Annotated in this window: 15 protein-coding genes and 1 tRNA gene; 7 read left to right on the top strand and 9 right to left on the bottom strand. The window is 65.7% G+C overall.

The annotated features are described in order from the left end of the window. Positions 1-2: 2 nt before the first annotated feature. Entirely contained in the window at positions 3-1,046 is a 1,044-nt protein-coding gene (locus tag CLV47_RS06065; protein WP_170110972.1) for an SPFH domain-containing protein, read from the bottom strand. A 105-nt stretch (positions 1,047-1,151) separates the two neighbouring features. Between CLV47_RS06065 and CLV47_RS21990 the strand changes: the two genes are divergently transcribed. Further along, a complete protein-coding gene (locus tag CLV47_RS21990) occupies positions 1,152-1,307 on the top strand; it encodes a hypothetical protein (RefSeq protein ID WP_170110971.1) in 156 nt (51 codons plus the stop codon). Between the two features lie 103 nt (positions 1,308-1,410). Here CLV47_RS21990 and CLV47_RS06055 read toward each other — a convergent pair. The 6 genes from CLV47_RS06055 to CLV47_RS06030 all read right to left on the bottom strand — a co-directional run bounded on the left by CLV47_RS06055 (position 1,411) and on the right by CLV47_RS06030 (position 8,059). Further along, positions 1,411-1,483: transfer RNA gene (locus CLV47_RS06055), tRNA-Thr, on the bottom strand. A gap of 105 nt (positions 1,484-1,588) precedes the next feature. Beyond that, complete coding sequence (locus CLV47_RS06050) at positions 1,589-2,473, bottom strand: PSP1 domain-containing protein (protein WP_202862416.1); 885 nt, start codon at positions 2,471-2,473, stop codon at positions 1,589-1,591. A gap of 4 nt (positions 2,474-2,477) precedes the next feature. After that, positions 2,478-3,686: a DNA polymerase III subunit delta' gene (locus CLV47_RS06045; protein ID WP_202862415.1), complete on the bottom strand. Its 1,209-nt coding sequence runs from the start codon at positions 3,684-3,686 to the stop codon at positions 2,478-2,480. Then, entirely contained in the window at positions 3,683-4,321 is a 639-nt protein-coding gene (tmk, locus tag CLV47_RS06040; RefSeq protein WP_238145250.1) for a dTMP kinase, read from the bottom strand. Before tmk ends, CLV47_RS06045 begins: the two co-directional genes overlap by 4 nt. Before the next feature lie 9 nt (positions 4,322-4,330). Further along, positions 4,331-6,481: a bifunctional MFS transporter/dTMP kinase gene (locus tag CLV47_RS06035; protein WP_106348103.1), complete on the bottom strand. Its 2,151-nt coding sequence runs from the start codon at positions 6,479-6,481 to the stop codon at positions 4,331-4,333. Positions 6,482-6,568: 87 nt separating this feature from the next. After that, on the bottom strand, positions 6,569-8,059 hold the full coding sequence (locus CLV47_RS06030; protein ID WP_106348102.1) for a metallophosphoesterase family protein: 1,491 nt from the start codon (positions 8,057-8,059) through the stop codon (positions 6,569-6,571). Positions 8,060-8,359: 300 nt separating this feature from the next. On the opposite strand from CLV47_RS06030, the gene CLV47_RS06025 reads away from it, so the two are divergent. Together CLV47_RS06025 and CLV47_RS06020 are read left to right on the top strand one after the other, a co-directional pair. Further along, on the top strand, positions 8,360-9,259 hold the full coding sequence (locus CLV47_RS06025; RefSeq protein ID WP_106348101.1) for a LysR family transcriptional regulator: 900 nt from the start codon (positions 8,360-8,362) through the stop codon (positions 9,257-9,259). A 41-nt stretch (positions 9,260-9,300) separates the two neighbouring features. Beyond that, entirely contained in the window at positions 9,301-10,188 is an 888-nt protein-coding gene (locus CLV47_RS06020) for an exodeoxyribonuclease III (protein WP_238145249.1), read from the top strand. On the opposite strand, the gene CLV47_RS06015 is transcribed toward CLV47_RS06020, so the two are convergent. Then, on the bottom strand, positions 10,176-10,832 hold the full coding sequence (locus CLV47_RS06015; RefSeq protein WP_106348100.1) for a DedA family protein: 657 nt from the start codon (positions 10,830-10,832) through the stop codon (positions 10,176-10,178). The two genes, CLV47_RS06020 and CLV47_RS06015, sit on opposite strands and share 13 nt — an antisense overlap. Before the next feature lie 110 nt (positions 10,833-10,942). Next, on the bottom strand, positions 10,943-12,292 hold the full coding sequence (mgtE, locus tag CLV47_RS06010; RefSeq protein WP_106348099.1) for a magnesium transporter: 1,350 nt from the start codon (positions 12,290-12,292) through the stop codon (positions 10,943-10,945). A 60-nt stretch (positions 12,293-12,352) separates the two neighbouring features. On the opposite strand from mgtE, the gene CLV47_RS06005 reads away from it, so the two are divergent. From CLV47_RS06005 to CLV47_RS05990, 4 genes are all read left to right on the top strand, one after another. After that, complete coding sequence (locus CLV47_RS06005; RefSeq protein ID WP_238145248.1) at positions 12,353-13,162, top strand: methyltransferase domain-containing protein; 810 nt, start codon at positions 12,353-12,355, stop codon at positions 13,160-13,162. 9 nt (positions 13,163-13,171) lie between these two features. Then, on the top strand, positions 13,172-15,643 hold the full coding sequence (gene pepN, locus CLV47_RS06000) for an aminopeptidase N (protein WP_106348098.1): 2,472 nt from the start codon (positions 13,172-13,174) through the stop codon (positions 15,641-15,643). Between the two features lie 88 nt (positions 15,644-15,731). After that, entirely contained in the window at positions 15,732-17,747 is a 2,016-nt protein-coding gene (locus CLV47_RS05995; RefSeq protein ID WP_106348097.1) for an HNH endonuclease signature motif containing protein, read from the top strand. 155 nt (positions 17,748-17,902) lie between these two features. Continuing rightward, on the top strand, positions 17,903-19,546 hold the full coding sequence (locus CLV47_RS05990) for an acyl-CoA dehydrogenase family protein (RefSeq protein ID WP_106348096.1): 1,644 nt from the start codon (positions 17,903-17,905) through the stop codon (positions 19,544-19,546). Positions 19,547-19,576: the final 30 nt, after the last annotated feature.

Here is a 19,576-nt window from a genome sequence, read left to right as displayed (position 1 = left end):
CGTTATATAACCGAAGTACCAGTGTTGACGACGGGCGTTGCCTTCTGATCGCCGCAGAGGACGACCAGCAAGTTGGACACCATCGCGGATTTGCGTTCGTTGTCCATGGTGACCACGCTGTTGGCTTCAAGCCGGTTGACGGCCATCTCGACCATCCCCACCGCGCCCTCAACAATCCGTTCACGTGCCGCGACGATCGCGCTGGCCTGCTGCCGCTGCAACATCGCCTGGGCGATCTCGGATGAGTACGCAAGGTGGCTGATGCGCACCTCGACGATCTGCACTCCCGCGACGTACACCCGCGTGGCAACCTCACGAGCGAGCTCCGCAGACACCAGATCGGTCGACCCACGCAGCGACGTACCGCTGCCCGTGGGGTCGTCGTACGGATGGGTGGTCGCGACGTGTCGCACGGCCGACTCCGCCTGTACGGCGACAAAGCTGCCATAATCCTCGACCGCGAACGTCGCCTTCGCGGTGTCGGCGACCTGCCAGACCACGATCGCCGCGACGTCCACCGGATTACCGTCCGCGTCGTTGACCTTCAGGGCGCTGGTCTCGAAGTTGTGCACCTTGATCGATACCGGCCTGCGCGTCGTCAACGGCATCACCCAGGTCAGCCCGGTGCGTCGCGCCGTACCGACGTAACGGCCGAAGAACTGGATCACGCGTGCCTGCCCCGGCTGGATGATGATCAACGGGCGGGCGAGGAGCAGTCCCAGGATGAACGCGATGATGCACAACGCGACGTTGCCCGCGACGCTCTTGTCTTCCGAACCATTGGAAATAGCCAAGATCAGCTCGATAGCAGCGAACAGAAACAGCACCAAAGAAACGGCCAGCGCAAGGAACCCACTGACCTGCCACGCATGCTTCTCCGTCACCGCGACCTTTGCCCCGGCGTGCCCGACGGGACCAACGCTCTGGCCCGGCGACTGCGATTGCCCAGCCGGAGGCTGCGCGTATTGCGGCGCCGGCGGCTGCCGCTGAGCGGACGGCCCCGGTCCGGTTGGCGGCGGGAACTGACCCGGTCCTGGTGTGCTCACGTTGCGTGTCTCCTTGTGTTACCGACGATTCGGTCGACACACACTCTATCGGCGGGTGCGGCGATCCGGCGTACCTGCGACGCCGTGGTCAGGTACGGTTTTGGAATGTTGACATTGATAGTGGTACTGCTGGTCGTCTGGCTTGTAATCGCCGTACTCGGATTTGTGGTCAAGGGGCTGCTCTGGCTCGCGATCGTCGGGATCGTGCTGTTCCTGGCTACGCTCGCCTACGGCGCCATCAAGCGCAGAGTCAAAAGCTAGCTACCGCAGATCGACCTGTCTGACGAAATCCCGCGGGATCTCACGCGAGCGCCCGCACCACCCAAAAGCCCCATCCGGATCACCGGATGGGGCTTTTTCGCGGAGCCGCCTTGGAGAATCGAACTCCAGACCTTCTCATTACGAGTGAGACGCTCTACCGACTGAGCTAAGGCGGCGATAAACAACGCGTTTTCGGGACGCCCGAAAACAACCGTCCCATCTTAACTGGTCCTCACGCTGACTTCGCCGAAGGGGTCGCGCCGGGCCTACCCGGTCCCTACTCAGGGATCGAGGTAGTGGGCCTCGTATTCCTGGCGCGAGCCGCAGACACTGGCCAGCGTGCACGCGCAGCGCGAGCCGTCCTCATCCATCCGTACGACGACCGACTCACTGGGCACGCTATGCCCGACCACGACACCGCTGCCCTGCTCGGTGTCGACCCGCGAACCGATCTCGGGGGCGTCTTCCTTGAATTTCTCGTACAGCGGATGCTCGTATTTCAAGCAGCACATCAACCTGCCACACGCGCCGGAGATTCGCAGCGGGTTCATCGGCAGATCCTGGTCTTTAGCCATCCGCAACGTGACGGGTTCAAAGTCTTTGAGGAACGTCGAACAGCACAGCTCCCGCCCGCAGCTGCCGATCGATCCGCTGAGCTTCGCCTCGTCGCGAGCCGAAATCTGGCGCAACTCGACGCGGCTCTCCAGCGTCGCGCCAAGATCGCGCACCAGCGCGCGAAAGTCGATCCGGTGCGGTGCGGAGAAGAACACCGTGACCCGGTCGTGCTTCTTGGCCCCGCGCGGCACCGCCACGTCTACCCCGACAAACTTCATCGCCAGACCGTGCGCCTTGATCAGCCGTTTGGCGGCAACCCGCGCTTTCGCCTTGGACCGACGTACGACGCCCGCACGATCGATATCGACCTCGTCGGCGCGGCCGACGAGCTTGGGAAAGCCGTCGGTCTCCTCACTCACCCACTGCGAGGCCCACATGACCTCGGCGACCTCGTCGACGTCCTCGGCGGGGATCAGAACTTTGTCGCCAATTCGCACGTCAAGATCGCCCGGGTCGTAGTAGTACAACTGACCGTTTCGGGTGAAGCTAACCGCGCAGAGCATGCCCACAGGTCCGACCATACCGAAGATCGGCCGCGGCAGCGGCCGCATCGCGCTATTGACGTGGCAGTCGCAACCCAGTTGTCAACGCGGCGAGCGCGATACGCGGTTTAACGTTGGTTTCCAGCGACTGCCGCGCGGCGACGATCGCATCGAGCGACTTCAGCAGCCATTCGGGCGTGACGGCGGACGCGACCTGGTTGATTTCCTGCTGGTGATCGGCATGCGACAGCGGTACGTCGGAGCCTGCATGAACGAGAAGTACGTCGCGGTAGAACCCGGTCAGGTCGACCAGCGCCCGGTCCAGCGCATCACGTTGCACACGCGTCGCGCGCGCCTTCTGCTTGCGTTCGAGCTCCTTGACTGCTCCGGCCGATCCGCGAGGAGCGGCTCCGGTGCCCTTGCCGGTGCCTCCCGCACCGAGCGACTGCATCAGCGACTCACGTTCGGGCGCATCGAGCTCGTCGGCCAGCGCCGCGGCATCGGCTTCCGCGGCGCCGACGAGGTCGTCCGCCGCGCTGAGGCACGCTTCCATCGAGACGAGCTTCGCCGGGATCGCCAGGACAGCCGCGCGACGTTGCTTCGCGACCTCGTCAGTGGCCAATCGTTTGGCCCGCCCGACGTGACCCTGCGCGGCCCGCGCCGCCCAATGGGCCGCCTCAGAGTCTATCCCGTCGCGGTCGATCAGGACGGCGGCGACCGCCTCCGCCGGGGGTGTGCGCAGCGGCAGGACCCGGCACCGAGACCGGATGGTCACCGAAACATCGTCGGGATGCGTCGTCGGCGCGCAGAGCAAGAACACGGTGTGCGCACTGGGTTCTTCGATCGCTTTGAGGAGGGCGTTGGCCGCGCCTTCGGTGAGCCGGTCCGCGTCCTCGATGATGACGATCTGCCAACGTCCGCCGGCCGGATGGAACGCCGCCACGCGGACGATCTCGCGGATTTCGCGGACCGAGATCGAGAGACCTTCGGGGATGACGACGTGTACGTCGGGGTGCGTGCCGACCTTGACCGTGTGGCAGTCCTGGCAGTGTCCGCAGCCACCGTCGCGGCACTGCAGCGCCTGCGCGAAGGCACGCGCCGCGACCGAGCGGCCCGATCCCGGCGGCCCGACGAACAACCACGCGTGGGTCATCGCCGTACCCGAGCCGCTGCCGTCGATGAGTTCCTTGGCCGCCGCGGAGGCCGCGGTCAAGACCTCGATTGCGCGGTCCTGACCGACCAGCTGCGCAAACACGCCGGTGGTTTCCATGTGCGCGCTCATCGGGTCGCACCCGGTAACGACTCCAGATGCCGGTCGACTGCGACCCGCACACGTTGTGCAACCTCGTCAAGGCTGCCCGAGGCGTCGACGACCACGAACCGGTCCGGATCCTGGCCGGCAAGGTCGAGAAACGCTGCGCGGACAGCCTTATGGAATTCCAGGCCCTCCGCTTCGATCCGGTCACCGGCGCCGTCACCCCGAGCCCTGCGCAGCCCAACGATCGGGTCGACATCGAGCAAGATCGTCACCTCTGGCCAGCGCCCTCCGACCGCGAATTCGCACAACTCCCGCATCTGCTGCGGGTCGAGCGCGCGCCCGACCCCTTGGTAGGCAAGCGAAGAGTCGGCGTATCGATCGGTAATCACCACCTTGCCGGCGGCCAGCGCGGGTTCGATGACGGTATCGACGTGGTGCGCGCGGTCCGCGGCATAGAGCAGCGCCTCGGCGCGGGGGGTGACATGCCCGTCCGGGTTGAGGACCAGCCGGCGTAGCTCCGTGCCCAGCGGCGTACCGCCTGGTTCGAGAGTGACGATCACCTCGTGGCCGTGCCCGCGCAGACGGTCGGCGAGACGGGCGATCTGCGTCGACTTACCGACGCCTTCGCCACCTTCGAATGAGATAAACAGCCCGTGCACCACACCAACCTACTCGGCGGGCCGACGAGACTGAGCGACCTCTTCGGGCAGCGCTGTCGTCTGCTGGACTGCTGGCGCGTCGGTCGACGAATCCTCTTCGATCGGCGGGTCAACGGCCGTTGAGTCGACAGCCGGGGCGTCGCGCTCCGCGGCCTCGAGATCGTCGTCGATCTCATCACCGACCGGCGAGCCGAGTTCGGACAGCGCGGCGAGCGGGCCGATCCGCATGTAGTTGCGCGCCATCGCCCGGCGTACCTGATCAAGGACCTCGTCGTATGGGTCCGGCCGCGACTCCTCGGCGTCGTCGGCGGCGGTCTCAGCAGGGATGGGTACGACGCGATAACCCTCGGCACTGGCCCGGACCCGGCTGAGGTACGAGTGGCGGATCGCCTCTCGCCCGGCCGACTCGTCCAGGACGATCGTCAAGTCGGGCTGCAGCCCGTCATTGCCCCAGTCCGACAGGCGGATGATCGCCTCCGGATCGGCGTCGTGGGAACTGCTCAGGAACGCGACCGTGGTATCGACATAGCGGTCGCAGATGACTACATCGCCGCGTTCGAGGGCCGGCCGGATCACCTGTCCCACATGCTCGGCGCGATCGGCCGCGGCCAAGAAGACCACCGTCTGCGGCTGAATGTCCAGATCCGATTCCGTGCCGGCAGCGCGTGCGCGCAGGACATCGGACACGCGCTTGCCGTACGGCGACGCCGTCGGCTCTCCCGTCAGTACGACGGGCCGTCCCTCGGAGCGCAACTGGTCGACGATGCGCTGCGCGTAGTCGCGGGTCCGCTCCAGGTCCGCGCCTTCCAGCACGACGAACAGCCCGGTGTTGGTCGCCGAGGCGATCAGCCGGTTGCCTCGGCGTAGCAAGATCCGGCCTAGGAACGCGCGCACGGGGATGTCCCGGGCGCCGGATACGTGCCGTGCGGCGAACATGCCGATGAGCAGCGCGACGGCGCCCGCGAGTAGGAGCGCCAGGCCGGGGCCCGAGATCGCTACCTCGACGCCGCCAAGGTTGACCGAGTAGTGGCCGAACACGCCCGCGAGCACCGGCCCGACGGCCAGGGTCATCATGAGCACAATCCGCGCCGAGGACTGCACGAATGAGAAGGTCCGCCCGCGAAGTCGATCCTCGACCTCTTCGCCGATCATCGTGTAGCCGAGGATCCACGCCATACCGGCGCAGAGGCCGACCCCGAACGAGAACGCGAGCCCGAGTACGAAGTCGCCGACCACCGCCATCCCGATCAAGCTCAGGCCGGCGCCGGCGATCGACGTACCGAAGACACGGCGCCGCGAGAAGCTAGGCAGTACGCGCGGCCCGATCACCATGCCCAGCGCGAGTCCTGTGAAGGCCGTACCGACGAGGATGTTGAAGCCGGCGACACCCGCGCCGAGCGTGTTGACGTAGAGCTGCGCCACGCCGACGGTGATACCGCCGGCCGCGAACGCACCGATAACGCCGATGTAGAGCGAGCGGATCACGCGGTCGCCGAAGACGAACTTCGCACCTTCGGCGATCAGCCCGAAGATGCCCGTGTGCTTGGACTGTTGTTCGGGGTGCGGCGACAAATGTCGTCGGTTGAGGTAGATGATCGAGGCCGAGGCGAAGTAGCTGACCGCGTCGATCACGAGCGCGAGGATCACCGCAAACCGCACATCGGCCAGGGCGGGATCGATAGGAGCCGAGGTGAAGAACCGGTTGATCGTCGAGAACAGCGCCGACGCCACCGCCGCGATCGGGAACGATCCATAGATGGTGAACATCAGGATCTGGTTGCCCAGCGGCAGCTTGTCCTTCGTGACCGTCGACATCCACAGCGTCTGCTTGGAGGCCACCGTGAACAGGCCGATCCCCTCGATGACGAACTGTGCGACGTAGAGGTAGCGCAGGTCGTAGACGATCGCGATGCTCAGATACAGCAAACCTGCCAGACACTCGCCGATGATCACGACCTTACGGCGATCCAGCCGATCCGCGATCGCCCCGGCGAGGGGGGCGAGCAGGAGGTCCGGCAGCAAACGCACGAGCAGTACGCCGGAGATCGCGACGCCCTGCGCGGCCGCTGAACGATGGTTGGTCAGTTGCTGCGCCATCGAGATCGTCGCGAGCAACGCCAGCCAGTCGCCGAGGCTGGACACGCCGATGGATAGCCACATCCGCCGGAATGCCTTGATCCCCAGCAGCGAACGGAGGGCGCTTTCGCTGCGCTCGGAGCGTCGTGACGAAGGAATGTCGTGCCCTCTCTAGATCGGGTCGGTCTGGTCGGTCGGGGGCTGCATGATCGTCGTCTGACCCGTCGTCTGCGTGACTGGCGTCGTCGCCTCCGACGCCGGAGGTGCGAGGTCCGCCGCGGTACGGCGTACCAGGGACACTTCGGTCCGCCCCAGCCCGCCAAACGTGAATTCATCGACGGCTACCAGTGTGTGCCGTTTTCGGTCGATGTGCAGGACCGACGCTGTCAACGGGTCCGGCGGCACCTGCCGTACGCCGCGCAGGCCGGCGCCCCCGCTAGACCCCTGCGTGAGCAGTAGCGTGCCGTCGATCCGGCGTTCGCCACGCTTGTGCGTGTGACCGGCCAGGACAAGCGGGACGAGCCCCGCCAACTGCGCCGCGACGACCGGGTCGTGCGTCAGTGCGATGTCGACGGACCTCCCCTTCACGGTGTCGGCGAACTGGCGACCGACCGCCGCAAGCGCGTCTTTCGTGACGTGGTCGCCACCGGTCGACTTGTCCGGAGTAAAGCGGGGGTCCGCCTGGCCGGCGATCGTGAGCCCCGCGATGTCGGTCGTCGCGCCGCCGTCAAGGATCCGCACGTTGTCGTGTTTCCGCAGTGCGGCAAGGGTCTTGTCGGAATCGTGGTTGCCCTTGACGAAGACGTACGGCGCGCCGATCGTGCCGACGTCCTCAAATGTCTTGGCCTCTTGCGGCGTCCCCCAGTCCCCGATATCGCCGGTGTCGAGTACGGCGTCGGCGGCGTACTGCGCGACAAGGCTCTTGGCGACGGCATACGCAAGCGGGTTGTTATGGATGTCGGAGAGGTGCACGAGCCGGATCGCGTCATCCGGCGGTGCATCGGGGAGCGCCCCGAGTCCGCGGAACACGCCAGTCACGGAGGCCGCGATCTCAGATAGTTGTTTGCGATACCGAGAGAACTGTGCCGGGATGTGCTTTACGTCCCCGACCAGCTGCGGCGCCCGGGTCAGCAGCCCGGTCAGGTGCGGCGTACGCCAGGACTGTTTGTCGAGTGACGCGGCCGCGACGGCACCGGCTCCGGCCAGCGCCCCCACCGACGTAATAGTCGCTGTGAGCGCGGATCCGGCGGTACGACGCGTGATCGCGGCAAGCGCTGCCGCGCCGGCTACCCCACCGAGACCGGAACGTGCGGCGGTCTTCACGAGCGCGGGCGTCAACGGCGGCAGTTCGAGCGCGAATTTTTGAGCGCCGATCAACTCTCTGACGACGGTCACGTCCACTCCGACCAGGCGCGCATCCGCGCGCAGCGGTCCCTTGTGGGTAGCCAGCCGCGCCTCGCCAAGCGGCGGGACCCGCACCGTCGTACCGCCGGAGCGGCCGAAGACAATAGCCACGTCGAGCACGGCCGGACCAACGTTAATACGGGAGCGTCCGGCAAGGCGCATGCCGAGGCCCGTGCCGACGAGCGCGAGTCCCATCCCGGCCAGCCGCTGCGGAAGGAGGCGGGCCGAAGAGCGGCGACGCAGGCTGCGCGAGGACATGGCAGTAATCCTAACGGCGCACCACGTCACCCCGCCGGACCCGAGCCGTCTCCCGCTCGTCAGTCACGAAATCCGGGGGCGAATTCACAAACCGGGTCGTACAAGTGTGCTGTTTGACAGCAAGATTTCGTCATCAGCGATGCCGAACCATACATTTGTGTGCGACGGCCAACCACGAGCCGATCCCCAGCGCTACTGATGCGTTTAGCCTGCTTGAAATTCGGTCACAAACACCGGAGCCGCCGACGCGGAAGCGGTACGACGTCACGGATCGCTCGGGCGGCATCATAGACTTCGGCTATGACTGAAGTGGGTCGTCCGTTACCGGACCTCGATGCGATCCGACTTCTCGTGGTGATTGCCGACTGCGGTTCGATCGGCGCGGCCGCCCGCCGGGAAGGCATTACCCAGCCATCAGCGAGCAAGCGGATCGCCGTACTCGAACGACGGCTCGGCGTCGAGCTGTTGCGACGTAGCACCCGCGGTTCTTCCCTCACCGATAACGGGCGGGTCGTCACCGAATGGGCGCGTGGGGTGCTTGAGGCCACCGAGGCACTCCTGACCGGATCGGCGGCCCTGCGCGCGGCGCACACCGGCACACTACGAGTCGCGGCAAGCCAGACGATCGCCGAGTATCTGGTCCCGATCTGGCTCGCGAAGCTGCGCACCGCGATGCCCGACGCCGCGGTCCGGCTCGAAGTCATGAACTCCGCGGGCGTCATCGACGCGGTCCGTGCCAGCAGCTGCGACGTCGGCTTTGTCGAGTCCCCCGGCGTACCAGCCGATCTGACCGCGACGACAGTACGACGCGACGAGCTGCGACTGGTGGTCGCACCGGGACATCCCTTCGCCGGTCGTGCGAGCGCCGTCACGCGCAAAGAGCTCGCCGCCAGCCAGCTCGTCGTCCGCGAGGTGGGCTCTGGCACCCGCGAGGTGCTCGAGCGTGCGCTCGGCAATCTCGACGCCGTCGACCTGCTTGAGCTGGACAGCAACGCTGCGGTCAAGATCAGCGTCGCGTCCGGCGCCGGGTGCACGGTGATCAGCCAGCTTGCGGTCGCGGCCGAACTCGCCGACAGCCGGCTTGTCGAGGTCCCCGTCCACGGGCTCGACCTGCGCCGACTGCTGCGCATGGTGAGCCGCCGCGACTATCGACCCAACGAGGTGGCCACCACACTGGCGCGGCTGGCCCACCACCGCTGACTTGCCGACGCCGCAGATGTATCGTTGTCGCTTTTGCACAAGTGGAAAAGAATGCGTACGCCGCCGTACCGGCCCGCATCATCACATCAGTACGAAGGACCAGAATTTTGCTCACCGTCATCTCCGCCAACGTCAACGGAATCCGCGCCGCGCAACGGCGCGGCGGAGTGAAGTGGCTAGCCGACCGTGATCCGCACATCATCTGCCTGCAGGAGGTGCGTGCAAACGACAAGCAGCTCGCCGCTGCGCTCAGCGACTCGCCCCTGGCAGACATGCAAGTCGCACACGCGCCGTCCGATCAGGCCGGCCGCGCGGGCGTCGCCATCCTGTCCGGGCGGCAACCTCTCGAGGTCCGGACCGGGCTCGGTGAGTTCGAGACCGACGGGCGGTGGGTCGAGGCTGACTTCGTCGACGGTGACAGTCTGCTGACGGTCGTGTCGGCGTACACCCACACCGGCGAGGCCGACACCCCGAAGCAAGCGGACAAGTACCGGTTTATGGACGCGATGCACGTACGCATGGACCAGTTCGCGCAGCGTGCCGCCCGTGGCGCAGGTGAAGCGCTCATCACCGGGGATCTCAATGTCGCGCACCGCGAGGTCGACATGAAGAACTGGCGCGGCAACCGCGGCAAGGCCGGATTTCTCGAGGACGAGCGCGCCTACTTCGACCGCTGGCTCGGCGGCGAAGAACTCGACGGCGCATGGGTCGACCTCGGTCGCAAGCATGGCGGCATCGGACCAGGTCCCTATACCTGGTGGACCTGGCGTGGTCAGGCCTTCGACAACGACACCGGCTGGCGGATCGACTATCAACTCGCGACGCGCGGCCTGGCGAACCGCTCGGTCGCCGCGGAGGTAGGTCGCGCGACGACGTACGCCGAACGGTGGAGCGACCACGCGCCCCTCACCGTGACCTACTCGGCCTGATCGACGCTCCCGGTGCGCCGGGACTCGATAAACGCGTGCATGTTGCGTTCGACTCGGTGCCGCAGTAGGACCGCCGCGGCGATGCCGACGACGACCGCGATCAGAAGGGCGACCCAGGAGAAGTCCTTGAGCCATCGGTCGGCGACGGTTCCGAGCAGGTAGATCAGTAGCGTCGTACCGCCGGCCCAGCACACCGCGCCCGCGATGTTGGCCGCGAGGAAACGGCGGTAGTGCATCCGCAGCATGCCGGCCAGGGGGCCGGCGAAGATCCGCAGCAGCGCGATGAACCGGCCGAAAAACACCGCGAGTACGCCGAACCGACGAAAGATGTGCTCGGCGTACGCCACGGTGTCATCGTTGACGTGCTTGGGGAATCGTCGACCCATCACCGCGAAAAGTCTTCGCCCGTACCGATGCCCGATGCCGTATCCGATGCTGTCGCCTACAGCGGCGCCGAGGATGCCGGCAACGGCGACCCAGATTGGCGACACACCGAGGCCCGGGTGCGAGGACAAGAGCGCCGCGGCCACGAGCACTATCTCGCCCGGCAGCGGGATACCCAGGCTCTCGACGCCGACAAACAACGCGACCAACACATACACGAGAGCCACTGGGATGCTCGTGAGAATCGCGTCGATATTCATGCAACCACTTCGTAATAGCAGGAGGACGGACATGCTGGTCTAGTCCAGGTTAGCGGCCATCCTCGCAGGAGGAGGCGGACCGTGGTGACTGCTCAGCTTCTCTACAGCGTCTACGAGCCCGAACCGAGCCCAAGGATCGCCGAGGCGATGGTGAAGTAGATGAGCAGCCCGGTCGCATCGCAGAACGTGCTGATAAACGGTGTGCTGAATACGGCCGGGTCCACTCGGAGCGTCTTGGCCAGCAGCGGCATCGCGCCGCCGACGACTGCGGCAATCGTGCAGACGCTGAGCAAAGTCAAGGCGATGATGTTGCCGATGTCCACGCCATAGATCGGCGTGGCAATGCACCATCCGAGGGCGCCGAGCACCGCGCCCATGGTCAACCCGACCTGCGCCTCGCGCATGACGACCCGACCGATGTCGGCCGGTCGTACGTCGGCGACGGCCAGCGCCCGGGTGAGCGTGCTCGCCGCTTGCGACCCGGTATTGCCACCGATGCCAGTCAGCAGCGGAATGAACAGCGCGAGCACGACGGCCTCGCCGAGGGTCGCCTCGAACCGTTCGAGGACGCCTACGGTCAGCATCGCCGACACCGCAAGCACTAGGAGCCAGACCGTTCGCGCGCGAACCAGGCGATGGATCGGTGTCGAGAGATACGGACGCCGCAGCGGCTCGGCGCCACCGGCGCGGGCGGCGTCCTCGGACTCGGCGTCCTCCAAGATCGTCAACGCATCGTCGATGGACAAGATCCCGATCAGCCGCTGCTCGCTGTCGACGACCGGTAGCGCGATCGCCCGGAGGTCAGCACACAGGCGAGCCGCGTCCTCGGCGTTGCTGATCGCCGTGACGCTGGCCGTCTCTCGGTAGATCTCACCGATCGGGGTGGACTCGGAGGCAAGCACGACGTCGTCCAGCGCGACGACGCCGACGAGATGACGTACCTCGTCGGTCACCATCAGTGTGTAGACCGTCTCGACGTCCGACCCGACCCGGCGTACGCGGTCCAACGTCTCGGCGACGGTCATGGTCGGCTTTACCCGCACGTATTCGGGACTCATCCGACGCCCTGTCGACCCCTGCGGGTATCCGAGCATCGGCGTGGTCAGGCGACGTTCTTGCGGGGATAGACCATGCAGCAGACGATCCGCGACCTGGGCGGGCAGCTCATCGAACAACAGCACACGGTCGTCGGGGTCAAGGTCCTCAACGAGGCTGACGAGCTCCTCGTCGCGTAGCCCGGCAACCAGCTCGGTCTGCACAGCCGGTGCGAGCCGTTCGAAGACCGCCATCGCGACGTCCTTGTCGAGCAGCCGGTACAGCAGCGCTTGCCGGTTCGATCGCAGCCGGCGCATCGCGGCGAGGATTTCCGCCACCGACATCGTGGAGAGCACGGAGGTGACGCCCGCGAGATCCTCGTCCCGTAGTAGCCGCTCGATGGTGTCAAACTCGACGATTGTCATTGGTACCTCCGCGCGGGACCATACAGGCGCCCGGTTTGGAGTACGCCGAGGCTAGTGTCTATGACGGACGTCAAGGAGGCATCTGCAATGGCGAAGTTTGGTTGGGATCCCCAGCAATACGGTCGTTTCGCCGACCACCGGTCCCGGCCGTTCTTCGACCTGGTCGCCCGGATCGACGCCGACCCCGGCCGCGTGATCGACCTGGGCTGCGGCTCCGGCGAGCTGACTGCGACGCTGGCTGATCGGTGGCCCAATGCCACAGTCGAAGGGGTCGACAGCTCGGAGACGATGCTCACCCAGGCCGCCGCGGGCGACTATCCGGTCACCTTCCGGCAGGCCGATCTCACTACTTTCATGCCCGGCACGTCGTACGACGTGGTGGTCTCCAACGCCGCGTACCAGTGGGTCGAGGGGCACGAAACGATTCTGACCGCTATCGCCTCGGATCTGCCGATCGATGGCTGGCTCGCGATCCAGGTGCCGGGCAACTTCGACGCCCCGTCGCACCGCATCATCCGCGAGGTGGTCGCCGAGGAACGCTGGGCCACCGCGCTCGGCCCGGACTTCGCGCTACGGCACGATCCCGTGCTCACCCCCGATGGCTATGGCGACATTTTCGCGGCCGAGGGCCTCGCGGTCGACACATGGGAGACGACGTACAACCAAGTACTACCCGGCGACGATCCAGTGCTCGAATGGGTCAAGGGTACGGCGCTGCGACCCGTACTCGATCGCCTTTCTACCGTTGATACGGCCGACTTCCTCGACGACCTCGGAACGCGGCTGCGGGCGGCGTACCCCGCCCGCCCCTACGGCACGGTCTTCCCGTTCCGCCGATTTTTTGCCGTTGGTCACCGCATCCGACACTAAGGTGGTTGGGTGGCTACTACCGACGCTCCCTTTTACAGCCTTCAACACACTGAGGCACAGGCCCGATCCGAGCTATTGACTGTGCGGTCGTACGACGTGCGGCTGGACCTCGCCGCCGATGATGCGACGTACCGCTCGGTCACGACGGTCCGCTTCGACAGTCACGGTGGACGCACGTTCGTGGATCTGAAACCCTTACGGATCAACGATATTCGCTTGAACGGTCGAGCTATCGATGCCGACCTGCTGGATCGCGGCCGGCTGCCGCTGGAGACGATCGACGGACCGAACGAGCTGACCGTCGACGCGGTGATGCGCTTCCGCAACGATGGCGAGGGCCTGCACCGCAGCGTCGATCCGGCGGACGGGCGGCACTACGTCTATGGGATGTCCTTCATGGACGCCGCGCCAAGCATCTTCGCGTGTTTCGACCAACCGGATCTGAAGGCGCCGTACACGTTCCACGTCACCGCGCCACCCGACTGGATCGTCGTGGGCAACGCGCCGGGCGAACAAGTTTCCACCGGAGTGTGGGAGTTCGCGAAAAGTCAGCCGCTGTCGACGTACTTCGTCACCCTGGTCGCGGGGCCCTATTACCTGATCCGCGACGAACATGACGGAATACCACTCGGACTCTCGGCCCGACAGAGCATCGCCAAGGATCTCGACACCGACGCAGACGAGCTCTTGACGATGACCCGGCAATGCTTCGATGAATACCACCGGCTCTTTGGGATTCGCTACCCGTTCGGCGACTATCACCAGGCATTCGTCCCGGAGTTCAACGCCGGCGCGATGGAGAACCCGGGATGCGTGACTTTCCGTGACCCGCTTGTCTTCTCCAGTCGGGTCACCCGAGGAGACCGAATTCGGCGTGCGACGACGCTAGCCCATGAAATGGCACACCAATGGTTTGGCAACCTGGTTACACCGCAGTGGTGGGACGACTTGTGGCTCAACGAGTCGTTTGCCGAATATATGGGCAATCGAGTGACCGCCGACGTCACCGAGTACGCAGATGCGTGGACCCACAATGCCTTCGCCCGACGCCAATGGGGACTCATCGCCGACCAGCGGCCAAGCACTCATCCGGTTGCGGGAAACGGCGCGGCCGACGCTTCGACCGCGCTGCAGAACTTCGACGGCATCTCTTATACAAAAGGCTCGAGCATTCTTAAGCAGCTCAACACGGCGATCGGCGACGACGTGTTCATGCGCGGCGCGATCGACCATTTCACAACGCACCGATTCGGCAACGCGACCATGGACGATCTTTTCAACAGCTGGGAGAAAGCCGGCGCCGCGGATCTTTCGACGTTCACCAGCAGCTGGCTGCGCACCGCCGGACCCGACACACTCGCGCTGGATCGCTCAGCGGGAGCAGTACGGCGTACTCCCCCGTCGGACTACCCGGCCGATCGCCGGCACACCCTACGGGTCGGCGTCGCGGCCCCAGGCGAGGACTGGCGCATCGACACCATCACCGTCGACGGGCCGGACACGCCGTACGCCGCACCGTCGGATGCCGCCGTCGTACTCGATCCCCACGAGGACACCTGGGCGCTCGTCCAACCGGACGCCACCACCGTGGACGCCCTTGTCGAACTGCTCCCGAGAACCACGGACGGACTGATGCGGGCGGGAGTCTGGAACGGCGTACGCAGCGCATTCCACAACGCAGCCATCGATCCCGCACAGGTGCTCTCACTCGTCGAGGCTGCAATCCCGGTCGAGGACAACGACGACGCGATCGGCGCCACGATGCCGTGGGCGATCGGCAAGGTCGCCGCGCTTTCGGCCGATCAACCCCTAGCGCTCGGACGCATTCACCGCGCTTGCCTTGCGCTGCTGGACAATGCGCCCGCAGACTCGACGTTGCAACTATCCGCTTTCCAGTCCGCCGCAAGCTCATCGACAGATCCAGCCAAACTTCGCGCATGGCTGTCGGGACGCTCGCTGCCGGCCGGACTGCGCATCGATCTGGACCTACGGTGGCGGATCCTGGTGCGCCTTGCCGTTCTCGGCGAGACTGACCGCGACGACTTGGCGAAGGCGCTCGAGGTCGACTCCACGGCACGGGCAATCGTCGAACATACGCGCGCCGTCGCCTCGCTTCCAGACGCCGAGGCCAAGGATTGGGCGTGGCGGCGGTTCACCGGCGAGGACGACGTACCCAACTACGAACTCGAGGCGGCCGGAACTGCCATGTGGCGGACCGGCCAGGAGTCCCTGACGGAGCCGTACGTAGAGCGCTACTTCGCCGAGTTACCAGGCACTGTGGCGGTCCGCAGCGGATGGGTGTTGGCCGATGCCGCAGGATGGTTCTTTCCGATCACGTCACTGTCACCGGGCACGCTGGACCAGTGTCGGGCGCTGATCCAGACCGAGGGCCTCGAAGGTTCGCTGCGTCGTACCGTCGTCGACATGACCGACGAGCTTGAGCGCCGCCTCGCCGTCCGCGAAAGATACGCCGCTCCATAGCTTGCCCACCAATAGATGGCGACCGCACTGAACACGTGCGCTGAAAAACGCCAACATTCTTGTCGTACGCATGTTCTATGATTAATTCATGACCACGACCCAGGAAACCTCGCTCTCCGGCGGCGCCGTCGCCAGCGACGGTGGCAGTCGTGGCGACTCTAGCCACCTGGCCAGTCTTCCCGAGTCGAGCTACTCCGAACGCGTCTTCGACCATCAGCTCTGCGAGCTCGCTTCTCTCGAACACGCGCAGGCGCTGCTGGCCTACCGCGAAATTACGGCCTTGCTTACCGCTCACCGGCACGCCTTCACCCTGCTTCCCGGAGGCACCTTCCCGGGCGCACCCCGACCACATACCGATGGCACAACCGACCGCGGTGACGCGTGGCTCAATGCCCGCGAACTTGTCTTGAGCGAATACGCGCCGGACTGCGGGCTGAGCCTGCGCACCGCGGGTCGACGCTTGGACAAGGCCCTGAACGCCGGGGAAAACTTCCCGGACACGGTCAATGCACTCACCCGGGCCGCAAGTGGCGTGACGCCGGCAAAGTTGAACATCTTGCTGGCCGAGACCAACGCGCTCACGCGTGAGCAGAAGCAAGCGGTAGAGAAGCTGGTGCTGCCGCACGCCGCGGGTGATACGAGCGTGTCATGGGCTCGGCGAATCCGCGAGGCGATCATCACCGTGCTCGGCGCACCGCTTGCGGCCAAAACACGACGAGACCGTGAAGACGACCGCTATGTCGCCATCATGCCCGATGGGATGGTCGCGCACTTGCTCGGCGAGCTACCCGCCGCTCAAGCCAAAGCTCTCGACCTCGCGCTTGATGCACTGGCCGATACCGCGGACCCGGACGACCCGCGCACCCGCGACCAGCTGCGCGCGGATGCGCTCGTGACTTGTGTGCTGGGTCCGGCCGCGTTCACCACTCCAGCGGGCAACGCCGATGGCCGCGACAACGCTAACGGCCACCATGGCGGCGGCGCTGCCACGGGTCCGGGCGATGCGGCCGAGAACGCCGATTACTGCGACAACGACGAACCGGAGCCCGATTACGGATACGGCTACGTCGACCCTCAGCGCGCCGATCCCCACGCCTCCGATTGCGACGACAGCGACGAGGCCGCGGGCGACAAAGATACGGATGCCACAGACGGCGCAGTAGGTAGCCGCGATGCTGACGTTGCTCCAACAACCGGCACGGACAGCAGCGCCGAGGACGACGTGCCGGATCCCTATCGTGGGCTACCGCTAGCCGTCGCCCGGGATGATGACGAGCCAGACTTCACCTTCTACAAGCCCGAACACGACGCCGACCGGCTGGGACGGGCGCTATGGGGTGGCAACGAACGGATCCTGCCGCTGATCGATCCGAGCGAGGTCCAACGGGTCGGTGAACTGTGGGAGATGATCCGGCAGCTGGCCGCGCAACTCAACTTCACAATCCCCAGGCCACCCGACGTGCATCTGGACGTGACGATCCCGGTTGACCTACTCGCCGGCAGGGATCGCGCCGAGCACGACGGGACACCTGTGCCCGACGACAATGGCACACGCACCAATCGAACCGACCATTTCGACGAAGGGACACGTGTGCCCGACGACAGCGATCAGCACGACGAGAACGACGAAATCGCGGCGCGGCATACCGCAGTCCTCGACGGAGTCGGTCCGATCGACCCCGACCTCGCCCGCCACCTCGCTCGCGACGCTCGCTGGCGACGCGTCCTCGCCGATCCCGTCACCGGCATCGTCTATGACGTCGGCAAAACCCGCTATCGGATACCAGCCGACATGCGCCGGCGAGTTATCACCCGGGACCAGACCTGCCGCTTCCCGGGCTGCGCACGCAAGGCGCAGTACTGTCACCTCGACCATGTCGTGGAGTTCCCGCTCGGGTCGACGGCCGACCATAATCTGGCATGCCTGTGCGCGCTACATCATCGAGTGAAACACCAGACCGGGTGGCGGCTCACCCTCAACGACGACGCCAGCATCGACTGGATCAGCCCCACCGGGCGTCGCTACACGACCTATCCCGCGAGCCGTAAAACACCATCTCGCACGATCAAGAAGGCCGGCCGGCGCAAGAACGCCGGCGAATGAGACTGCTCGTTGACGTCAGGAATCAATCCTGATCCACTGATGAATCATGATGCTCGATTCGATCTGCACACGCGAATTGGAGGTCGTACGGGCGATCACCACCGACCCGCCGCGGCGCGCATTGTCGACTAACAGCCCAAGCAAAGGACCAAAAAATGACCAGTGCTGCCGAGTCCGATTTCACCCGCCCACGCGAGAGCGCCGCCAACCTCGTTCCCGACCTCAATAACGTCAACGCATTTACCGGAGACAAGATCGCGACCGACGTCCTCGCTCGATTCGCGCCGTGGTCGGAGCACAACGCCACCGACCTGGGCGATCTCGTCTGGGATCCGAACACCCTTCGAGCGGCCCGCGACGCTCAGCGTTTCCTGCCTGAGCTGCGCACCCTCGACCGAGTCGGCAACCGGCTTGACGTCGTCGAGTTCCATCCGGCGTACCACGAGCTCATGTCGATGGCCTTCGGCGCCAGCGCCCATGCTCTCGCTTGGACGAGCAAGGAACAAGGCTCCCATCTCGCGCGCGCGGTCCAGTCCTACCTGTGGAATCAAGTCGACGGCAGCACTGCCTGCCCGATGGGAATGGCGTACGCCGCGATCCCCATCCTGCGGGCGCATCCGGCGCTCGCGCCGTGGGCCGAGCGCGTGGCGGCGCATGACTACGACCCGGCGTACGCACCAATCGAGACGAAGCGGGCGGCGACGATCGCCTACGCGATGACCGAGAAACAGGGCGGCTCCGATTTGCGCGCCAACGTGACCGTCGCCCGCCCCGTCGGGCCGCGCGGAGACGGCGAGGAATACATCGTGAACGGCCACAAATGGTTCTGCAGCGCACCGATGTCGGACGCTTACCTCACCGTCGCGCAGACCGAGGGTGGTACGTCGTGCCTGTTCGTGCCGCGCTGGCGACCCGACGGCACCCCCAACGGAATCCGGATCAACCGCCTCAAAGACAAACTTGGCAACCGGGCGAATGCGTCGTCGGAGATCGAGTATCACGATGCATACGCGATTTTGGTCGGCGAAGAAGCACACGGCATTCGCACCATCCTCAGCTCGTCCGAATACACCCGGCTCGACTTCGCCGTCGGTTCGGCCGGCCTGATGCGGGCGGCACTATCGCAGGCACTCTTCTACAACGACTACCGCGGGGCCTTCGGAAAGCGACTGTCCGATCTACCGATCCAGGCACCGGTCCTCGCCGACCTCGCGCTGGAATGGGCCGGCGCGGCGCACTTGGGATTCCGGGTCGCCCGGGCCGAAGACGGCCACGATCTGGAGGACTCGCTGACGAGCCGGCTTCTGACACCGGTGAGCAAATACTGGAACTGCCGCCGAGTAAGCGCGGTAGTCGAGGAGTCGATTCAGTGCGTCGGCGGCAACGGCTACATCGAGGAACACCCGCTGCCGCGCTACTACCGCGAAGCGCCGCTGAATGCGATCTGGGAAGGTACCTCCAACATGATGGTGATGGATGTCGGTCGGGTCCTCACCCGTGAGCCCAAGACGATCGAACCGATCCTGGACGAGATCCGGACCGTCTCCGGCGCGCACTCCGCATTGGACCAGGCGATGCGCGACATCGAGTCGATGCTGGACTCCCCAGCCGATACGGCGCGCTACCTTGTCACCAAGATCGCGTTGGCAACCCAGGCGGCCCTGCTGCTGGAGCATGCGCCAACCGTTGTCGCCGAAGCATTCATCGATAGTCGGCTGGGCGGCGACTGGGGTCCAGGCTTCGGCACTCTGCGCAACGTCGACTACGAGGCGATCATCGACTACGCCCGCCTGGGATAGCGCGCGATTACACCGCGCGGACAGGTCGTG

It is taken from the genome of Antricoccus suffuscus (assembly GCF_003003235.1).
GTDB classification, from domain to species: Bacteria; Actinomycetota; Actinomycetes; order Mycobacteriales; family Antricoccaceae; genus Antricoccus; species Antricoccus suffuscus.
This window is presented reverse-complemented; position numbering and strand designations above follow the sequence as displayed.

Excerpts from the sequence above, each read along its gene's own strand:
- CLV47_RS21990 (WP_170110971.1), top strand. The coding sequence starts at position 1,152 with ATGTTGACATTGATAGTGGTACTGCTGGTCGTCTGGCTTGTAATCGCC.
- CLV47_RS06050 (WP_202862416.1), bottom strand. The coding sequence starts at position 2,473 with ATGCGGCCGCTGCCGCGGCCGATCTTCGGTATGGTCGGACCTGTGGGC.
- CLV47_RS06045 (WP_202862415.1), bottom strand. The coding sequence starts at position 3,686 with ATGAGCGCGCACATGGAAACCACCGGCGTGTTTGCGCAGCTGGTCGGT.
- CLV47_RS06035 (WP_106348103.1), bottom strand. The coding sequence starts at position 6,481 with ATGTGGCTATCCATCGGCGTGTCCAGCCTCGGCGACTGGCTGGCGTTG.
- CLV47_RS06030 (WP_106348102.1), bottom strand. The coding sequence starts at position 8,059 with ATGTCCTCGCGCAGCCTGCGTCGCCGCTCTTCGGCCCGCCTCCTTCCG.
- CLV47_RS06025 (WP_106348101.1), top strand. The coding sequence starts at position 8,360 with ATGACTGAAGTGGGTCGTCCGTTACCGGACCTCGATGCGATCCGACTT.
- CLV47_RS06015 (WP_106348100.1), bottom strand. The coding sequence starts at position 10,832 with ATGAATATCGACGCGATTCTCACGAGCATCCCAGTGGCTCTCGTGTAT.
- mgtE (WP_106348099.1), bottom strand. The coding sequence starts at position 12,292 with ATGACAATCGTCGAGTTTGACACCATCGAGCGGCTACTACGGGACGAG.
- CLV47_RS06005 (WP_238145248.1), top strand. The coding sequence starts at position 12,353 with ATGACGGACGTCAAGGAGGCATCTGCAATGGCGAAGTTTGGTTGGGAT.
- CLV47_RS05995 (WP_106348097.1), top strand. The coding sequence starts at position 15,732 with ATGACCACGACCCAGGAAACCTCGCTCTCCGGCGGCGCCGTCGCCAGC.
- CLV47_RS05990 (WP_106348096.1), top strand. The coding sequence starts at position 17,903 with ATGACCAGTGCTGCCGAGTCCGATTTCACCCGCCCACGCGAGAGCGCC.